At 71.8% G+C, this 16,785-nt stretch carries 17 protein-coding genes; 10 read left to right on the top strand and 7 right to left on the bottom strand.

Features of this window, described 5'->3' with window-relative positions:
• Positions 1-30: 30 nt before the first annotated feature.
• On the top strand, positions 31-1,692 hold the full coding sequence (locus ACFWW9_RS12010) for an NPCBM/NEW2 domain-containing protein (RefSeq protein ID WP_390375003.1): 1,662 nt from the start codon (positions 31-33) through the stop codon (positions 1,690-1,692).
• A gap of 48 nt (positions 1,693-1,740) precedes the next feature.
• On the opposite strand, the gene ACFWW9_RS12005 is transcribed toward ACFWW9_RS12010, so the two are convergent.
• Complete coding sequence (locus ACFWW9_RS12005; protein WP_390375000.1) at positions 1,741-2,616, bottom strand: VOC family protein; 876 nt, start codon at positions 2,614-2,616, stop codon at positions 1,741-1,743.
• 152 nt (positions 2,617-2,768) lie between these two features.
• Between ACFWW9_RS12005 and ACFWW9_RS12000 the strand changes: the two genes are divergently transcribed.
• Complete coding sequence (locus tag ACFWW9_RS12000; protein ID WP_390374997.1) at positions 2,769-4,064, top strand: MFS transporter; 1,296 nt, start codon at positions 2,769-2,771, stop codon at positions 4,062-4,064.
• Here ACFWW9_RS12000 and ACFWW9_RS11995 read toward each other — a convergent pair.
• Positions 4,061-4,216 (bottom strand): hypothetical protein, encoded by a 156-nt coding sequence (locus ACFWW9_RS11995; RefSeq protein ID WP_390374994.1) that lies wholly within the window; start codon positions 4,214-4,216, stop codon positions 4,061-4,063. The two genes, ACFWW9_RS12000 and ACFWW9_RS11995, sit on opposite strands and share 4 nt — an antisense overlap.
• A 110-nt stretch (positions 4,217-4,326) precedes the next feature.
• On the opposite strand from ACFWW9_RS11995, the gene ACFWW9_RS11990 reads away from it, so the two are divergent.
• Both ACFWW9_RS11990 and ACFWW9_RS11985 read left to right on the top strand, forming a co-directional pair.
• Positions 4,327-5,169 (top strand): alpha/beta hydrolase, encoded by an 843-nt coding sequence (locus ACFWW9_RS11990; RefSeq protein ID WP_390374991.1) that lies wholly within the window; start codon positions 4,327-4,329, stop codon positions 5,167-5,169.
• A 30-nt stretch (positions 5,170-5,199) separates the two neighbouring features.
• Positions 5,200-5,826, top strand: coding sequence for a maleylpyruvate isomerase family mycothiol-dependent enzyme (locus ACFWW9_RS11985; protein WP_390374988.1), 627 nt, complete (start codon positions 5,200-5,202; stop codon positions 5,824-5,826).
• Here ACFWW9_RS11985 and ACFWW9_RS11980 read toward each other — a convergent pair.
• On the bottom strand, positions 5,744-7,120 hold the full coding sequence (locus ACFWW9_RS11980) for an MATE family efflux transporter (protein ID WP_390374985.1): 1,377 nt from the start codon (positions 7,118-7,120) through the stop codon (positions 5,744-5,746). The genes ACFWW9_RS11985 and ACFWW9_RS11980 overlap by 83 nt on opposite strands.
• A 7-nt stretch (positions 7,121-7,127) precedes the next feature.
• Positions 7,128-8,129 (bottom strand): phosphotransferase family protein, encoded by a 1,002-nt coding sequence (locus ACFWW9_RS11975; protein ID WP_390374982.1) that lies wholly within the window; start codon positions 8,127-8,129, stop codon positions 7,128-7,130.
• 154 nt (positions 8,130-8,283) lie between these two features.
• On the opposite strand from ACFWW9_RS11975, the gene ACFWW9_RS11970 reads away from it, so the two are divergent.
• Positions 8,284-9,918: a glycoside hydrolase family 13 protein gene (locus ACFWW9_RS11970; RefSeq protein ID WP_390374979.1), complete on the top strand. Its 1,635-nt coding sequence runs from the start codon at positions 8,284-8,286 to the stop codon at positions 9,916-9,918.
• Here the strand turns inward: ACFWW9_RS11970 and ACFWW9_RS11965 are convergent.
• The gene (locus ACFWW9_RS11965) at positions 9,880-11,097 is read right to left on the bottom strand and encodes a DUF4032 domain-containing protein (RefSeq protein WP_390374976.1); all 1,218 of its coding nucleotides are present in this window, start codon (positions 11,095-11,097) and stop codon (positions 9,880-9,882) included. The two genes, ACFWW9_RS11970 and ACFWW9_RS11965, sit on opposite strands and share 39 nt — an antisense overlap.
• A 200-nt stretch (positions 11,098-11,297) precedes the next feature.
• On the opposite strand from ACFWW9_RS11965, the gene ACFWW9_RS11960 reads away from it, so the two are divergent.
• The gene (locus tag ACFWW9_RS11960) at positions 11,298-11,888 is read left to right on the top strand and encodes a TetR/AcrR family transcriptional regulator (protein WP_390374973.1); all 591 of its coding nucleotides are present in this window, start codon (positions 11,298-11,300) and stop codon (positions 11,886-11,888) included.
• Between the two features lie 8 nt (positions 11,889-11,896).
• Here the strand turns inward: ACFWW9_RS11960 and ACFWW9_RS11955 are convergent, their stop codons facing one another.
• Complete coding sequence (locus tag ACFWW9_RS11955) at positions 11,897-12,814, bottom strand: amidohydrolase family protein (protein WP_390374970.1); 918 nt, start codon at positions 12,812-12,814, stop codon at positions 11,897-11,899.
• Positions 12,815-12,878: 64 nt separating this feature from the next.
• Between ACFWW9_RS11955 and ACFWW9_RS11950 the strand changes: the two genes are divergently transcribed.
• Both ACFWW9_RS11950 and ACFWW9_RS11945 read left to right on the top strand, forming a co-directional pair.
• Positions 12,879-13,709, top strand: a complete 831-nt coding sequence (locus ACFWW9_RS11950; protein WP_390374967.1) for a PaaX family transcriptional regulator C-terminal domain-containing protein — start codon at positions 12,879-12,881, stop codon at positions 13,707-13,709.
• A gap of 120 nt (positions 13,710-13,829) precedes the next feature.
• Positions 13,830-14,978: a glycosyltransferase gene (locus tag ACFWW9_RS11945; protein ID WP_390374964.1), complete on the top strand. Its 1,149-nt coding sequence runs from the start codon at positions 13,830-13,832 to the stop codon at positions 14,976-14,978.
• Here ACFWW9_RS11945 and ACFWW9_RS11940 read toward each other — a convergent pair.
• Positions 14,963-15,403, bottom strand: a complete 441-nt coding sequence (locus ACFWW9_RS11940) for a TIGR03618 family F420-dependent PPOX class oxidoreductase (protein ID WP_390374961.1) — start codon at positions 15,401-15,403, stop codon at positions 14,963-14,965. The two genes, ACFWW9_RS11945 and ACFWW9_RS11940, sit on opposite strands and share 16 nt — an antisense overlap.
• A gap of 105 nt (positions 15,404-15,508) precedes the next feature.
• On the opposite strand from ACFWW9_RS11940, the gene ACFWW9_RS11935 reads away from it, so the two are divergent.
• Positions 15,509-16,075 (top strand): hypothetical protein, encoded by a 567-nt coding sequence (locus ACFWW9_RS11935; RefSeq protein WP_390374958.1) that lies wholly within the window; start codon positions 15,509-15,511, stop codon positions 16,073-16,075.
• A gap of 100 nt (positions 16,076-16,175) precedes the next feature.
• Positions 16,176-16,748: a LysM peptidoglycan-binding domain-containing protein gene (locus ACFWW9_RS11930; RefSeq protein ID WP_390374955.1), complete on the top strand. Its 573-nt coding sequence runs from the start codon at positions 16,176-16,178 to the stop codon at positions 16,746-16,748.
• Positions 16,749-16,785 lie beyond the last annotated feature (37 nt).

Raw genomic sequence — 16,785 nt, 5'->3', positions numbered from 1 at the left:
TTTTGTTCGATCCCGAAGAATTGGGGCTGTATGAAGCACGCAACGAAGCGTCGGACAGCACTCGGCTCTGCCCTGCTCGGACTGCTCACCGTCGTCGGCTCGGTCGTCGTCCCCGCGACGCCCGCCGCGGCACTGGAGAACGGCCTGGCCCAGACCCCCGCCATGGGCTTCAACAACTGGAACTCCACGCACTGCCGCGCGGAGTTCAACGACCAGATGGTCCGCGGCATCGCCGACCTGTTCGTCTCCCGCGGCCTCAAGGACGCCGGCTACAACTACGTCAACATCGACGACTGCTGGGCCGAGTCGTCGCGCGACGGGAGCGGCAACCTCGTGCCGAACCGGACGCGGTTCCCCAACGGCATCAAGGCCGTCGCCGACTACGTGCACGGCAAGGGCCTGAAGTTCGGGCTGTACACCAGCGCGGGCACCAAGACCTGCGACAGCCAGGGCTTCCCCGGCGGGATCGGCCACGAGCGGCAGGACGCGGCCCTGTTCGCGTCGTGGGGCGTGGACTACCTGAAGTACGACAACTGCGGCGACCACCTCGGCCAGAGCGCGCAGCAGCGCTACACCGCGATGCGCGACGCCCTGCGCGACACCGGCAGGCCGATCCTGTTCTCCATCTGCGAGTGGGGCTCGAACTCGCCGTGGGACTGGGCGCAAGGCGTCGGGAACAGCTGGCGCACGACCGGTGACATCGAGGACAACTACGGCAGCATGCTGAACATCTTCAAGTCCAACGTGCAGCGGTCGACGGACTCGCAGCGCGGCGCGTGGAACGACCCGGACATGTTGGAGGTCGGCAACGGCGGCATGACCGACACCGAGTACCGCAGCCACTTCACGCTGTGGTCGATGATGAACGCCCCGCTGCTCATCGGCGCGGACCTGCGGTCCGCGAGCGCCGCCACGTACGCGATCCTCACCAACCGCGACGTCATCGCGCTCGACCAGGACAGCCTCGGCGTGCAGGCGACGGAGTTGAGCAGCACCAACGGTCTGCACGTCCTGACCAAGCCGCTGGACAACGGCGACGTCGCCGTGGCGCTGTTCAACGAGACCGGCTCCACCGCGACCATCGGCACCACGGCGGCCGCCGCGAGCCTCGGCAACGCCACCTCCTACCGGCTGACGGACCTCTGGTCGAAGGCGGTCACCACCACGTCCGGCACGATCTCCGCCTCCGTCCCGGCCCACGGCACGGTGGTCTACCGCGTGGCGCGGACGGGCACGTTCGCCACCCCGCCGTCCGGCACGACCCAGGTCTCGTCCTTGACCGCGAGCCTGGCGGCCAGCGCGTGGGGCCCGGTCGAAACCGACCGCAGCAACGGCGAACGATCTTCGGGTGACGGCCGCACGCTGACCATCGGCGGCACGACGTACCCGCGCGGCATCGGCGTGCACGCCCGCAGCGAGGTCCGCTACTACCTCGGCGGGCGCTGCACGACCTTCCAGGCGACGGTCGGGTTGGACGACGAGGTCGGCGACAACGGCAGCGTGACGATGGAGGTGTGGGCCCCTGGCCGCCAACTCGCGACCAGCGGCGTCGTCCGCGGCACCGACACGGCCAAACGCGTGACGGCGGACGTGTCGGGCCAGCAGTACGTCCACCTGGCCGTGCTGCCCACGGTGGACGGCGCCCGCTACGACCACGCGGACTGGGCGGACGCGACGATCACGTGTAGCTGACCGGAGGACGACCGGGTCGGTGAGGTGACCGACCCGGTCGTGCCCCCGTTAGCGGAACACCACGGCCGTGCCGTACGCGTCGGCCGCGCTGACGAAGAAGCCGTCCGGCACCGGGTGGGTGGTGATCCCGTTGGCCTCGATCAGGGTGCGGGCCATCGTCAGGTCTTCCACGACCACGCCCTGCGCCGCCCAGAACGGCAGCACGGGGGCGGTCTCGCCGGGCAGGACCTCGGGCAGCGCCGAGGCGGGGATGATCTCCACGCGGCCCACGCGGAGTTGGAACACCTGGCGGGGACCGTCGGTCGTGGCCGGGCGGCCGAGCATCGCCGTGTACCGGTCGCGGTAGGCGGGCAGTTCGTCGTCTGCGACGACCAGCAGCACGGAGTCCAGGTAGCGGGCTCCGTTGGCGTGCTCGAGGAACCTCGGCTGGTGGACGAACTGCGGGGTCAGGTGTTCGGCGGTGTGCAGGATGCCCTCGGGGGTCTTGGCGCGGTCGATGTGGACGCTGCGGGCGCGCACCGTGGCCGGGCCGTCGGGGGTGTCGACCGGGCGTTGCAGCGACAGGACGCCGGACGACGCGAGGTCGACCGAGCGCAGCCGGACGAGCGCGTGCTCGGAGTCGCCGAAGCCGAACGAGGCGCCGTGCAGGCCCTGGTAGCGGTCGACCAGCGGCAGGACGTGCCACGGGTCGGGCGCGGCGGCGTCGACGATGCCGATCAGCTCGATGAACGACTCGCCGAAGTAGGCGCAGCGGTTGGCGGTGCAGCTGGGCACCATCGGGCCGCCCGCCTCGACCGTCACCGCGTGCCGGGATTCCGGGCTCAGCGTGAACCCGAGTTCCTCGTAGCGCGCCCAGGTCTTCTCGTACTCCCCGGTGACGTTGATCGAGTGGTCGACGTGGTCGGTGTCCATGGCGTGGGTCATGTCCCAACGATCACCCACGCCGCCGGCGCGCGGATGGGCCGACCTGGTGGTTTGTTATGGTGCGATCGGGGGACACGTTGTGCTCGCGGTTGGCACCGACGGCTCGGCACCGCCCTGCCCGATCGCCGTCGAACCCGAGGAGAGCAGCCACCATGTGCGCCGCGTGCGGAGTGCCCGCCCACATCGTCGAAGCCCCGCCGGAACCGGTCGTGCCCGCCGTCCCGCGCAAGTTCGCCGCGCTGCGCAACAAGGACTGCCGCCCGTACCTGTTCGGCGCGGGCCTGGCGATGATGGCCGACAACATCGAGCACGTGATCACCTACTGGGTGTTGTGGGAGAAGTTCCACTCCCCCGCGCTCAGCGGGTTCCAGGTGATCAGCCACTGGCTGCCGTTCCTGTTCTTCTCGGTCTACTTCGGGTCGCTGGCCGACCGGTTCGACTGCCGCAGGCTCATCCAGGCCGCGCAGGTGCTGTTCATGCTGGTGTCGGCGGCGTGGGGCGTGCTGTTCCTGACCGGGACGCTCCAGGTGTGGCACGCGTGCGTGCTGCTGGTGCTGCACGGGTGCGCGGGCGCGCTGTGGGGTCCGGGCGAGCAGTTGCTGCTGCACGACTTCGTGGAACCGGACGAACTGCCCAGCGCGGTCCGGTTGAACGCCACGTTCCGCAGCCTCGGCGTGCTGTTCGGGCCGGTGGTGGGGTCCGCGCTGCTGCTCCTGCTGGGGCCGACCGCCGGGATCTTCGCGAACATCGTGTTCTACCTGCCGCTCACGCTGTTCCTGTTCCGCACGAAGTTCACCGGCCACACCCGCAACGACGGCGTCCCCCGCGCCCGGCTGGGTGTCGTGGACTCGCTGCGCGTGCTCCGCGACGTGCGCTCGAACCGCACCCTGGTCAGCATGATCGTGCTGGCGGGCCTGGGTTCGTTCTTCGTCGGGGCGTCGCTGCAGTCGTCGATGCCGATCTTCGCCCACGACCTGGGCACCAGCGGCGCGGGCCTCACGTACGGGGTGCTGCTGTTCGCCAACGGCGCGGGCGGCGTGATCGGCGGCATCCTGTTGGAGGCCACCGGCCGGATCAAGCCGAACGTGAAGGCGGCCGTGTTCAGCACCGCCGTCTACGGCTTGACGAGCCTGTTCTTCGCGTTCACCGCGAGCTACCCGGTGGCGCTGCTGATGCTGCTGGTCGGCGGCGTGGCCAACATGGCGTCCATGTCGATCGGTCAGACCGTCGTCCAACTCCTCGCCCCGCCGGCGGACCGCGGCCGCGTCGTGGGCCTCTACGGCATGTCCTCGGGCGGCCTGCGAGCCGGCAGCGGCTTCACCGTCGGCCTGCTCGGCGCGGCGGTGGGCGTGCACTGGTCACTGGGCCTCAGCGCGCTGGCCCTCTGCCTGGGCACCGCCGCCGCGGGCTACTACGCCCTGCGTGGCGGCGGTGACCCGGCGGTCTAGAAGATCACGATCAGCAGCAGGATCACCGCGAAGGCGATGGCGAGGCCGATGATGGCGTTGGTGCCCGGCGCTTTGCGGTGGTGGGCCTGCACGGTGGTGGTGCGGAACCAGCTGTACGGCGTGCGGCGTCGGTGTCGCTGAACCCAAGGCATGTCCGCTCCCAGCAAGTCGTCGGTCTTCGTTGCTGGAGTGGTACCCGGAGTGGGCCTCGGGAACACCTGTTCGGGTGATCCAAATTCCTCGGACCGCCCGAATATCCTCCATGCGACTCGACGACCGGCTGCACGCGACGCTCATGCACGCCACCGCGCGCTGGACGGTCCGCTACGGCGAGAACCTCCGGTTCGCCGGGTCGGACCTGCCGAAACCCCGTGTGCGCAAGGTGGACACGCGGCACGGGAAGGTGCCGGTGCACGTCTACGCGGGCTCGGAGCGGGGCGCGTACGTGCACTTCCACGGCGGCGCCTGGCTGATGCGCCATCCCGGCATGGACGACTGGTGGTGCCGATACGTGGCCGCTACCACGGGGCTCACGGTGGTGAACATCGACTTCCGCACCGGCCCGTACGTGGCGTACCCGGTGGCGCAGCACCAGTGCCACGACGCGGCGGCGTGGGCGGCCGGGGAGTTCGACCGGGTCGCGGTCGGCGGGTTCTCCTCCGGCGGCGGACTCGCGGCGGCGGTGTGCCTGCAAGCGCGGGACGCCGGGTCGTTCCGCCCCGTGCTCCAAGTGCTCGGGGTGCCCGCCCTGGACATGGCGAGCGACCTGGACGACGGGCCGGGCATGATCTCCGCGGGGCTCCGGCGGCTGGTGCGCCGCGTCTACTTCCCCGACCCCGCCACCCGCGCGGACGCCTACGCCTCCCCCGTGCTCGCGCCGGACCTGACCGGCCTGCCGCCCGCGGTCGTGCTGACCGCCGAACGGGACGTGCTGCGGCCGGACGGCGACCGCTACGCGGCCCGGCTGCGGGAGGCGGGCGTGCCCGTGCGGCACGACCTGACCCCGAACGTGGACCACTACTTCCTCACCGAGAACCCCGAGCGCGCCCGTGCCACGATGGCGATGGTCGCGGCCGCGATCCGAGACGCCGTCGCCGACCGATGACGACGGCCCGCCGAGGGAGTCCTACCCGCCATGACCGATGACCTCTGGGCCCTCGTCCACGCCGAACGCGCGGCGCTCGCCGACGACCTCGCCGACCTGCCCGCCGAGCGGTGGTCCACGCCGTCGCTGTGCACGGGCCTCACAGTGCGGGAGGTGCTCGCGCACATCACCGCCTCGGCGAACCTCAACGCCGTGCGGTGGCTCGCGGGCGTGATCCGCTGCCGGTTCGACTTCGACAAGATGGTGGCCATGCGGCTGGCCGAGCACCTGGGCGACTCCCCCGCCGACACGCTCGACCGGTTCCGCCGCATCGTCACGAGCACCACCAAACCGCCCGTCCCCGTCCTCGCGCTGCTCGGCGAGACGATCGTCCACGGCGAGGACGTCCGCCGCCCGTTGGGCGTGCACCGCACCTACCCGGTCGCCACGATCACGCGGCTGGCCGAGTACTACGCGAGCACCGACCAGGTCGTCCGCGCCAAGGGCCGAGTCGACGGCCTGCGGCTCGTCGCGACGGACGGCCCGTTCACCACCGGCGACGGACCGCTCGTCACGGGCCAGACCGTGGCGCTGATCATGGCGATGACGGGCCGCTCGGCGTTCTGCGACGACCTAGAAGGCGACGGCGTCCCGGCTCTGCGCGCCGCAGCAGGCTGAGGATCGCCAGCGCGGCGCCCGCGGCCACCAGTTCCGCCACCGGGAAGCTGATCCACAGCCCGAGGACGCCGAACAGGCTGAACACCAGCAGCAGCGGCACCCGCACCGCGATGATCACCCCGGTCGAGATCGCGTACGACGGGACCGGCCGCCCCACGGCCTGGAAGTACGCCGACACCAGGATCGCCACGCCCGCCAGCGGGTAGCTCAGCGCGATGATCCGCAGAGCGCCCACGGCCGCGGCCCGCACGGCGGGGTCGTCGGTGAACGCCGCGGCCACCGGCTCGGCGAACACCACGACCAGCAGGCACGCGACCGTCCCGTAGGCGACCGAGGCGCGCAGCGCGAGCGTGCGCGCCCGGTCCGCCCGACCTGTCTCCCCGCGTCCGGTGTCGTAGCCGATCAGCGGCTGCATCCCTTGGGAGATCCCGAGTTGGGGCATCAGCACGAACGTGCCGACGCGCCCGCAGATCGCGTACGCGCTCAGCAGCACCGCGCCGCCGACCGCCACGAGGAGGTTGTTGACCAGCGCCACGACCAGCGTCGCGCCGAACCCGCCGAGGAACGACGGCGCTCCCACGGAGACCAGCGCGCGCAGCGTCGGCCAGTGCGGGCGCAGGTCGGCGAGCCCGACGCGGTACGGCCGGTCGCGTTGGAGGAAGAAGAACCACAGGCTCATCAGCATCGACACGGCCTGGCCGCCGACCGAGCCCAGTGCCGCGCCGCGGACGCCGAGGTCGAACCCGAAGATCAGCAGCGGGTCGAGCACGATCTGCGTGACGACCGGGACGACCCACAGCATGGTGGAGAAGCGCATCCGGCCCTCGGCCCGCACGAGGCTGGAGAAGCCGGTCGCGGTGATCGAGCCCGCCAGGACGATCAGCCCGTAGTCGTGCGCGTAGCCGCGGGTCTCGTCGGTGACGCCCAGCAGCGTCAGCAACGGGTCGAGCAGCAACACGCCCGCCGCGCCGAGGACGATCGCCGCCGTCCAGAACACCAGGAACGCGGTGCCGGTCGCCCGCGCGGCCTGCCGGAGGTCGCCCGCGCCGAGGCCGCGCGACACCAGCGACGCCCCGCCCGCGCCGACCGTCGTCGCCACGGCTCCCAGGACCAGCATCACCGGCGACACCAGCGTGACGGCGGCGAACGCGATCGGCCCGACGCCGCGCGCGACGAACCAGGCGTTCGTCAGGGCGTAGACGCCGTAGAACGCGACGGAGATCGTCCCCTGGACCGAGTTCCCCCATAGCAGCCGCCCGACCGGCCTCCCGCCGAGCGTCTCGACGACGCTCAACCGGCCGTCACCGCCGCCGCCCGAACGTGTTCTCCATGAGGCCGTCCAGCGCGGCGCGCGCGAAGTCGTACTGCGACAGGTCGGTGTGCCCGCGGTAGACGGTCTCGATCACCATGACCAGCACCAGGTGCAGCCCGTAGAGCCTGCGCCGCCGCCGTTCCCCCTCGGTGAAGGGCGGTTGGCCGTAGCCGCGGATGAAGTCCGAGGAGTCGCCGGGGAACTCGGCCAGCTCGGACGCGGCGAACCCGCCCTCCATGATCGGGTCGCCGTACAGCGCGCGTTCGTGGTCGATGATGCTCACCAGGACGCCGTCGCGGATCATCACGTTGGTGTCCCACAGGTCCCACTCCACGAAGGCGGGCTCGGTCACCTCGTCCAGGGAGTCCGCGTACTCCGCGATGACCGACCGCACCACGGCGTAGTCCCACCCGAGGTCGACGTCACGCCGTTCGCCGTCGCGCAGCACGTCCTCGAGGATCCCGCCGAACACCTCCCGCCACGACCCGCCACCCGTTCCCAGCAGCGGCCCGAAGTGGTCGCCCTTGACCTGGTTGAGGTCGCGGTTCGCCGCCCCCATCGCCTCGACGCAGGACGTGTACACCCCCGGCGCCAGTTCGTCCTTGACGATGCCGAGGTTGTCGCCGTGGACGAACTCCATGAAGAAGTAGTCCGCGTCGCAGAGTTCCCGGCTCACGTCGTGGAACAGCACGGCGGGCACCGGCACGGACGTCCGCGCGCGGATGAGCTCCAGCGCGGCCACCTCGGTCCGCATCATGTCCCGCTCGTAGGTCATCACCTCGACCGACGCGGGCGGCGCGATCTTGAGCACCACCGGCTCGCCGTCGGCCAGCCGGATCCGGTAGGCCACGTTGAACCACCCGTGCCCCAGTTCCTCGACCCAGTCGTCGCCTTCGGGCACCCGCTCGTCCCCGAAGGCCCGTGCGGCCATCGCCCGCAGCACGGCGATCGGCTGGCGGTTCTTGGTGATGCTCTCGGTCACGGCTGCCATCAGGGCACTCCTCCGGACTCGGGGACCGGTTCGCAACCTACCGGTCATCGTGGGAGCGCTTCCACATCTTCGGCGACCGGTTCTCCGGCCAGCGGGACGCGCTCGACCGGAGCAAGATCGACGACACCGAGTCCCCCCGGAGAGGAGCGACCCAGTGGCACAGCCGGAGTGGTGGCGCAGCGCGGTGATCTACCAGGTGTACATCCGCAGCTTCGCCGACGGGGACGGCGATGGGCTCGGCGACATCGCGGGTCTGCGAGCGCACCTGGACCACATCGCCGCGCTCGGCGCGGACGCGATCTGGATCAACCCCTGGTACCCGTCGCCGATGATCGACGCGGGCTACGACGTGAGCGACTACCGCGCCGTGGAGCCCCGTTTCGGCACCCTCACCGACGCGGAACTGCTGGTGCGCGAGGCGCACGACCGCGACCTGCGCGTCCTGCTCGACATCGTCCCCAACCACACCTCCAGCGAGCACCCGTGGTTCCGCCAGGCACTGGCGTCACCACCCGGCTCCCCGGCCCGCGACCGCTTCCTGTTCCGCCCCGGCAAGGGCGATCAGCCGCCGAACGACTGGCGCAGCGTCTTCGGCGGCCCGGCTTGGACGCAGGTGGCCGACGGCCAGTGGTACCTCCACCTGTTCGACCCGGCCCAACCCGACCTCAACTGGGACCACCCGGAGGTTCGCGCCGACTTCACCGACACGCTGCGCTTCTGGTTCGACCGCGGCGTGGACGGCTTCCGCATCGACGTGGCCCACTCGCTCGTCAAGGAACGGGGCTTCCCGGACGTGGGCGAGCTGACCTGGCCGCCCACCCGCATCGAGGTCGAGGGCCACCTGGTGCGCCCACCGTGGACCGGGCACCCGCACTGGGACCGCGACGAGGTCCACGAGATCTACCGCGAGTGGCGCGCGCTGGCCGACGAGTACACCCCGCCACGCGTCTTCGTCGCCGAGGCCTGGGTCGACGACCCGGCCCGCCTCTCCCGCTACCTCCGCAACGACGAGCTGCACACCGCGTTCAACTTCGGCTACCTCACGACCCCGTGGCTGGCCGCGGACATGCGCAAGACCATCGAGGAGACGGTGGCGGAGCACGTGGCCGTGGGCGCGCCGCCGACGTGGGTGCTGTCCAACCACGACGTGGCCCGCCACGTCTCGCGCTACGCCCGCCTCACCCAGGTGGCGGGCAGGCACGTCACCGATGCCCCCGCCTCCCTGGAGTTGGGCATCCGCCGCGCCCGAGCCGCGATCCTGCTCACCCTGGCCCTCCCCGGCGGCGCGTACCTGTACCAAGGCGAGGAACTGGGCCTCCCCGAGGTGGAAGACCTCCCCGACGACGTCCTGCAAGACCCCACCTGGGAACGCTCTGGCCACACAGCACGCGGCCGTGACGGCTGCCGCGTCCCCCTCCCGTGGTCCGGCACCACGCCGCCCTACGGCTTCACCACGGGCACGACGACCTGGCTCCCCCAACCCCACGACTGGGGCCCGCTGTCCGTGGAGGCGCAGACCGGCGACCCCACCTCCATGCTGGAGCTGTACCGAACCGCCCTCCACCTGCGCCGGACCACGGAAGCCCTGGGCGACGGCACTTTCCGGTTCCGCGACACCCCGGACACCGACGTGCTCGCCTTCGACCGCGACCCCGCCTTCACCTGCGTGGTCAACTTCGGCACCACCCCCGCACCGCTGCCCGAGCACGGTCACGTCGCCTTGAGCAGCGTCCCCCTCACCCCCGACGGCCTACTCCCCGACAACGCCGCCGTCTGGCTCGTCCGGTAGCGCCGCCACGTTCTCCAGGTAGGAGCGAACGGCCGCGGTGGTCCCCACGTCACGCCCGGCCCGCTCCGACACCAGCCACCGGTGCTCCAGCACCTCGTGGAAGATCTCGGCGGGCGCGCGCCGCCCGGTCGGATCGGGCGGAATGGCCTCCACGACGGGCCGGTACACCTCGTTGAGCCAGTAGTGCCCGGCGGTCGTCTCCGCGACGGGCTTCCCGTCCCGCTGCTCCAGGTACGCCCGGAACGACCGCAGGTCGTTGAGCAGCCGCCGCGCCTGCCCTTCCTGGACCTCCAACCCGGTCAACCGGAACAGCTCCCGCCGCTGCTGCCCTGGCTCGGCAACCCGCAGGTCCACCCGCAACCGAGCCCCCTCCGCAGAGGTCACCAGCTCCACTTCGCCGACGTCGAACCCCAGGTCGTTCAACCGCCGCAACCGCTCGGCGACCCGGTAGCGCTGCTCGTCGAGCCGGAACAGGTCCTCGTACGTGACCTCGTCCCACAGGGCCGCGTACCGCACCGGCAACCCCTCGGCCACCTCGATCGGATCGATCTCCACCGGCAACACCCCGCCTGCGGCCAGGTCCATCAGCTCCCCGGCGACCTTCTCGGCGGCCATCTCCACGTCGTACTCCCGCCGGGCACGGGACAGGCTCGAATGCCGCTCGGCGGTCTCCGCGTCCACCAGGTAGGCGGCCAGGTTCCCGGCGTCGAGCCGGAACAGCGTGTTCGACAACGAACAGTCGCCCCAGTAGATCCCGGCCAGGTGCAGCCGCACCAACAACTCGACCAGCGGGTCCAGCAACCGTTCCACGGAGTGCTCCATGCGCGGACTGGAGAACAGGTACCGGTAGGACATCGAGTACTCCAGGTAGCGCGTGACCAGGATCGCCTGCTGATCACCGGGCCGGTCGACGCACAGCCCGAGCACGGACACCGCGGGCAGCCCGTCGTCCTCGAACCCGCTCAACAGCGAGTACTCGCGCCGGGCCAACGACTCGGCGATCTCCTTCAACGCGTAGACGAACCCGTCACACGACACGAACCGCACGACATGCCGTGAAATCCCCCGCTGGGGCACTTCGAGCAGCAACGCCGGGTCCCACGACTCCAAGGGCAGTTCCCACGGCAACGCCAGCAACTCGGCCGCGTCCCCGGCAGGCGGTCGAAACAAGTAGCGCATGGCTCTCCTCACCGCCCGACACCGTCGGACCCACCATGCACCCCACCCGCCACTCGGTCCAGCCGCGGTCCGCCAGGTGGACGCCCCCGAACTCCCACCGGCGCCGGCCGTCGTGTCACCCGGTCGAGCACGCGTTCCGCGCGGTCGACGTGATCATCGTAGGGTCGTTCCCGCCGGGGTGGAGCAAAGGAGTGGCGGCCATGGCGACGACGGGGAGACCGCGGCAGTTCGTGCTCGAGGAGGCGCTCGACCGGGCGGTCGCGGTGTTCTGGCGGCAGGGGTACGGGGCCACCACATTGGACGACCTGACCACCGCCATGGGCATCAACCGCCCCAGCCTCTACAACACGTTCGGCAACAAGGAGACCACGTTCGGGCTCGCCGTCCGGCGCTACGCCGAGACCGAGATGGCCTACCTCGCCGACGCGCTCGTCCTCCCGACCGCGCGCGGGGTCGCCGAGCACTACCTGCGCGGGAACCTCCTCGCCGTCACCGCGCTGGGCAAACCCCACGGCTGCCTCACAGTGCAGGGCGGTCTCGCGGGCCGCACCGACGACCAGCTCCGGGTCGTGGAGCTGCTCAGCGACTACCGCAGCGGCACCGAGGCCCGGCTGGCGTCCCGCTTCCGCGCGGCGGTCGCCCAGGGCGACCTCCCCCGCACCGAACAGCCCGCGGAACTCGCGAAGTACCTCTTCACCGTCGCGACCGGCCTGGCCGTGCAGGCGTCCGCCGGAACGACCCGCCGCCAGCTCAAACCGGTCGTGAAGCGCGCGCTCACCGCGTTCCCCTGACCGTCCACTCAGGACGGGAGAGGCGGGAGTCCGGCGTACACCCGCGCGGCGTTGCCGCCGAGCACGTCCGCGGCCAGCTCCGGCACGAGTTCCGCCACCGCGCGGGCGTTGCCGGAGGTGCTGGGCACACCGGGCCAGTCGGTGCCGAAGATCCACTTCCGGGCGAGCCTGCGGAGGTCGAAGTTACGGTAGTAGTCGGGCAGGCGTTTCGGCGGCAGACCGGACAGTTCGATCCACACCGTCTCGGTCGACAGCGCGAGGAACGCCGCCGCGTCGTACCACCAGCCGCGCCCGCCGTGGGCCAGCACGACGTGCAGACCGGGGAAGTCCCGCACGACCGGCAGCAGGAACCGCGGATCGGCGTTCTCGTTGGCGGAACCGGGGAACGAACTCGTCCCGCAGTGCACGACCAGCGGCACGCCGCTCTCCTCCAACACCTGGTACGCCGGGTACAGCGCGGCGTCGTCGCAGCGGAAACCGCCGTGCACCGGGTGCAGCTTGAGCGCGGCGGCACCGAGCCCGACCTGCCGCCGCACCTCCGCGGCGATCGGGAAGTGCAGGTGCGGGTTGACGTTGGCGACCGGCCGGAACCGGTCCGGGGCGTGCTCGACGATCGGCAGCAGGTCCTCGAACGCCTGCGTCCCCGTCGCCTTCGGGCTGTACTCGCAGAACAGCAGCGCCACGTCCACGCCCTGCGCGGCGAACAGCGCCGCCAGCCGGTCCGGCCGCGGTGTCCCGTCGGAGTCCCACACCTCGGCCAGCACGCCGTCCGCGCCGAAGTCCTCCGCCCACGTGCGCCAGGCGGGTTTGAGCGAGCCGAGCACCGGCACGTGGACGTGGGCGTCCACCAGCGGCATCCCGTCGAGCACGGCGACCTCCTCCGGGGCGGGCCCGTCCAGTCTCCGGGGAACGGCGTGTTCGCGCACGTCAGCCCCTGTCCGCCTGCGACAATGCCGCGATCCCCTCCCCCGACCGACCCGGAGACCAGCGGTGGCCAACGACCAGGACTCGACACCGAGCGCGCCGTCGATCCTGCTGACGCTCCTGGGGGAGTTCGTGCTCCCCCGCGACGGCGAGGCGTGGACGGGGACGCTGGTGACGGCGCTGGGCGCGCTCGGCGTCGAGCCCAAGGCGGCGCGGCAGGCGTTGGCGCGCACGGCGGCGGACGGCCTGCTCACGTCGACCAAGCACGGCCGCACGGTCCGGCAGCACCTCACGCCGAAGGGGACCGACCTGCTGCGGGAGGGCGCGGACCGGATCTACGGGTTCATGCGCCGCCCGCGCACCTGGGACGGTCGCTGGCTGGTGCTCAGCGTCGCCGTCCCCGAGACCCAGCGGACCCTGCGGCACCGGCTGCGCACGAAGCTGACGTGGCTGGGCCTCGGTTCGCCCTCCCCCGGTCTGTGGATCGTCCCGGACGCCGCCAAGGAGGCCGACCTCCGCGCGATCGTCGCGGAACTCGGTCTGGAGGACCGGGCGTACGCGTGGACCGGCACCGCCGTGAGCCTCGGCGACCCGGTGAAGGTGCTCAAGGACGCCTGGAACCTCGACGACGTGGAGAAGCGGTACCTGGCCTTCGTCGACCGGGTCGACGCCGCGTCGGCCAAGGCTCCCCGCGACGTGTTCGTCCACCAGGTCCGGCTGATCCAGGAGTGGCGCCGGTTCCCGTTCCTGGACCCCGACCTGCCCGCCGAACTGCTCGACCACGGCTGGCCCGGTCCCCGCGCCGCGGCGGCGTTCCACGACCGCCGCAACCGGTGGCACCGGCGCGCGCAGGAGGAGTGGGACCGGATGGAAGCCGAGGCGGGCGCCCGCAGCTGACCGGCAGCTTTTCGCCGACTCCGGTCCGGGGGCGGGCAGGTGGCCGCACCGGCTGGTACGAACGGTGGTACGCCACGACTTCCGCGTCGCGGCCCACCCGTCGAAAGGCGCCACCGACCGATGCGAGTCCTCTTCTCCTCCGCGCCGCTCTACGGCCACCTCCTGCCGATGATGCCGCTCGCGCGCGCCTTCGCGGCCCGCGGCCACGTCGTCGGCGTGCTCACGGCGGCGTCCGGCGTGCCCGCGGTCGAGCCCGAGGGGTTCGAACTGCTCGTGGCGGGACCGTCGACCGAGGAGGTGATCACTGAGTCCGTGCGGGCGACCGGAGCCGACCCGCGCCTCCGTGACGGCAAGAACTCGGACGCGTACCTGTTCGGCGGGGCCAGGGTGGACCTCGCCGCCGAGGCGTCGCTGGCCGCGACCGCGGAGTGGAAGCCGGACCTGGTGGTGCACGAGATCGTCGACTGCGTCGGCCCGCTGGTCGCGGCCGCCCAAGGCGTTCCCTGCGTGGTGTTCGGCATGATCTCGCTCCCGCCGACCGGGAGCACCGAGGCGGTGGCCGAGGTCGCCGCGTCGCGCTTCGCCGACCGGGGCCTGCGGCGCGAGCCCGCGCTCCGCTACGTCGACTCCTGCCCGCCGTCGTTGAACTACGCCGACCGCCGACCGCCCGCCGAAAGACTGCTCATCCGGCCGGTGGCGCACAGCAGGCCGGGGTCCGCGGCGGCGACGCCCGCGCGGGCCGACCGGCCGACCGCGCTGGTCACGTTCGGCACGGTGTCCCAGTACTTCACCAACCCCGCGGAGCTGTCGGCGCTGATCCGGGCGTTGGACGGGGTCGACGTGGTGGTCACCCTGGGGCCGGACGGGCGCGAGGCCGACTTCGACGTCGACCGGGACCGGGTGCGCTTCACGTCGTTCGCGCCGCTGGACGAACTGCTGGTCGGCGTCGACGTCGTCGTGACGCACGGCGGCGCGGGCACGACGTTCGCGGCGCTGGGCCACGGCATCCCGCTGGTCGTGCTGCCCAAGGGCGCGGACCACCCTCGGCAGGCGGACCGCGTCTCGGCGTTGGGCGCGGGACTGGCGCTGGTCGGCGACGAGGCCACGCCGTCCGCGGTCGCGGCGGCCGTGACGCGCTGCCTCACCGAGCCGGAGTTCCGCGCCAACGCCGTCCTGGTGGGCCGGGAGATCGCCGCGATGCCGTCACCCGACGAGGTCGCGGCCACCCTGGAGACCCTGGTGGCCGCGGACCGTCACGCGACGCCGTAGACCCGCGTCGCCTCGAAGAACACCGCGGTGCGCCGCTGTTCGACCATCTCGCGGTCGTAGGCGTCCCAATCGTCGTGCGTGCCGCCCGCGGCGGTGAACACGTCGCGCAGCAGCAGCCGCAGCCCTTCGGCGTCGAGGCGGTCGTCGGGGTCGTCCGGGCCGAACAGCTCGGCGGTCCCCTCGACCGCCGCCCACTTCCACCCGGACTTGACGGTCGCGGTGATCTGCGGGCGGGAGCGCAGGTTCGCCAGCTTCACCTTGCCGTAGGTGACGAAGCCGACGACCTGGGCCTCCCGAAACGGGTGCCGCAGGAACGCGAGGTTCACCACCGACGTCTGGATCGTGCCGTCCGCGCGGAGGGTCGCGATCGTGCCGAGCCCTCCATCCGCGGTGCACAGCGCTTCGGCGTCCGCGATCGTCGTCATCGGGCTCCCCTGGTTCGGTGGACCGGTCGATCCAGTGTCCCGCGCGGACTTCCGGCCCGCGACCCCGGCGGGACGTCCCCCACGGCGACCGTAGGACACTGAGCCATGCCCGAAGTCGACAAGACCCAGAGCCCGCGGAGAACCGCACTGGGCGCGGCCGTGGTGGCCGTGCTCGTCCTGCTGCTCGGAGCGTGCGGCACGCCGAAGGCCGCGCCCCTGAGCAAGAGCGAGGTCGCCGCGCTGGTCAAGCAGGAGTCCGGCGGGAAGTCCGGAGCCGTGTGGTCGCAACAGATCAAGATCGTCCGCGAGGGCGGAGCCGTCGAGAACATCGTCGTGCACGTCGTGACCAAGCCGGACGGCAGCCGGGTGCTGATCGACCCGGCGGGCCAGGTCTACCCGCCGACGCTGGAGGACTTCCGGCGCGACAACCGGTTGCTCGACGGCGGCGACACCATCACCCTGCCGGGCGACTTCCCCGACACGATCCCCGGACAGGCGCCCGCGGGCATGGTGACGATCTCCGGCCGGGCGGACGAGTCCTCGCCGCTGGCGTGGTGGCTCGGCGGCGCGGTGCTGCTCGCCGCGGCCGGGACCGCGGGTTTCCTCTGGCAGCGCAAGCGCGCCCGCCCCGCCGCCGTCGAGGTCCCGGAAGCGCCCGAACCCCTGGCCTGACCGGTCCGCTGGCGCCCGCGTGGCGACCGGCGGAGTGCTCCGAATGGCGGTAAGGTCCCCGCCGTTCGTAGTTGATCAAAAAGCGGAAGAGGCATCACACGTGGACACCTTGCAGGCAGGGCAGACCCTCGCGATCGGCCAGCAGCTCGAGTCCGAGAACGGGTACGTGCTCGCGTTGCAGGACGACGGCAACCTCGTGCTGAAGGACGGCGGCGACGTGGTGTGGGCGTCCGGGACCAACGGTTCCGGCGCGACCAGCGCGGCCATGCAGGAGGACGGCAACTTCGTCCTGTACACCACCTCCGGCCAGTCGACGTGGTCCAGCGACACGAGCGGCAACCCCGGTTCGCGACTCGTCCTGCAGAACGACCGCAACCTGGTCGTCTACGGCTCCAACGGCTCCAGCACGTGGGCGTCGGGCACCAACACCGACAACCCGCGCCCGGTCCCGGCCGCCGCGCCGGTCGCCGCCGAGGCCCCGGCCCCGGTCGAGGAGGCCGCCCCGGCCGCTCCGGCCGAGCAGCGCTGGACCGTCGACCCCGGTGACACCCTGTGGGGGATCGCCGAGAAGGTCTACGGCGACGGCAACCAGTACCAGCGCATCGCCGACGCCAACGGCATCTCCGACCCCGACCTGATCCAGGTCGGCCAGGAGCTCCTCATCCCGGCCTGATCGCGTTTCCCGTGTGGAGCCTCCTCGGAGGCTCCAC

Origin of the sequence: Umezawaea sp. NPDC059074, from assembly GCF_042738955.1 — a bacterium.
In the GTDB taxonomy this organism is placed as follows: domain Bacteria; phylum Actinomycetota; class Actinomycetes; order Mycobacteriales; family Pseudonocardiaceae; genus Umezawaea.
The sequence above is the reverse complement of the archived record's forward strand: the minus strand, read 5'-3'. Positions and strand labels throughout refer to the sequence as shown.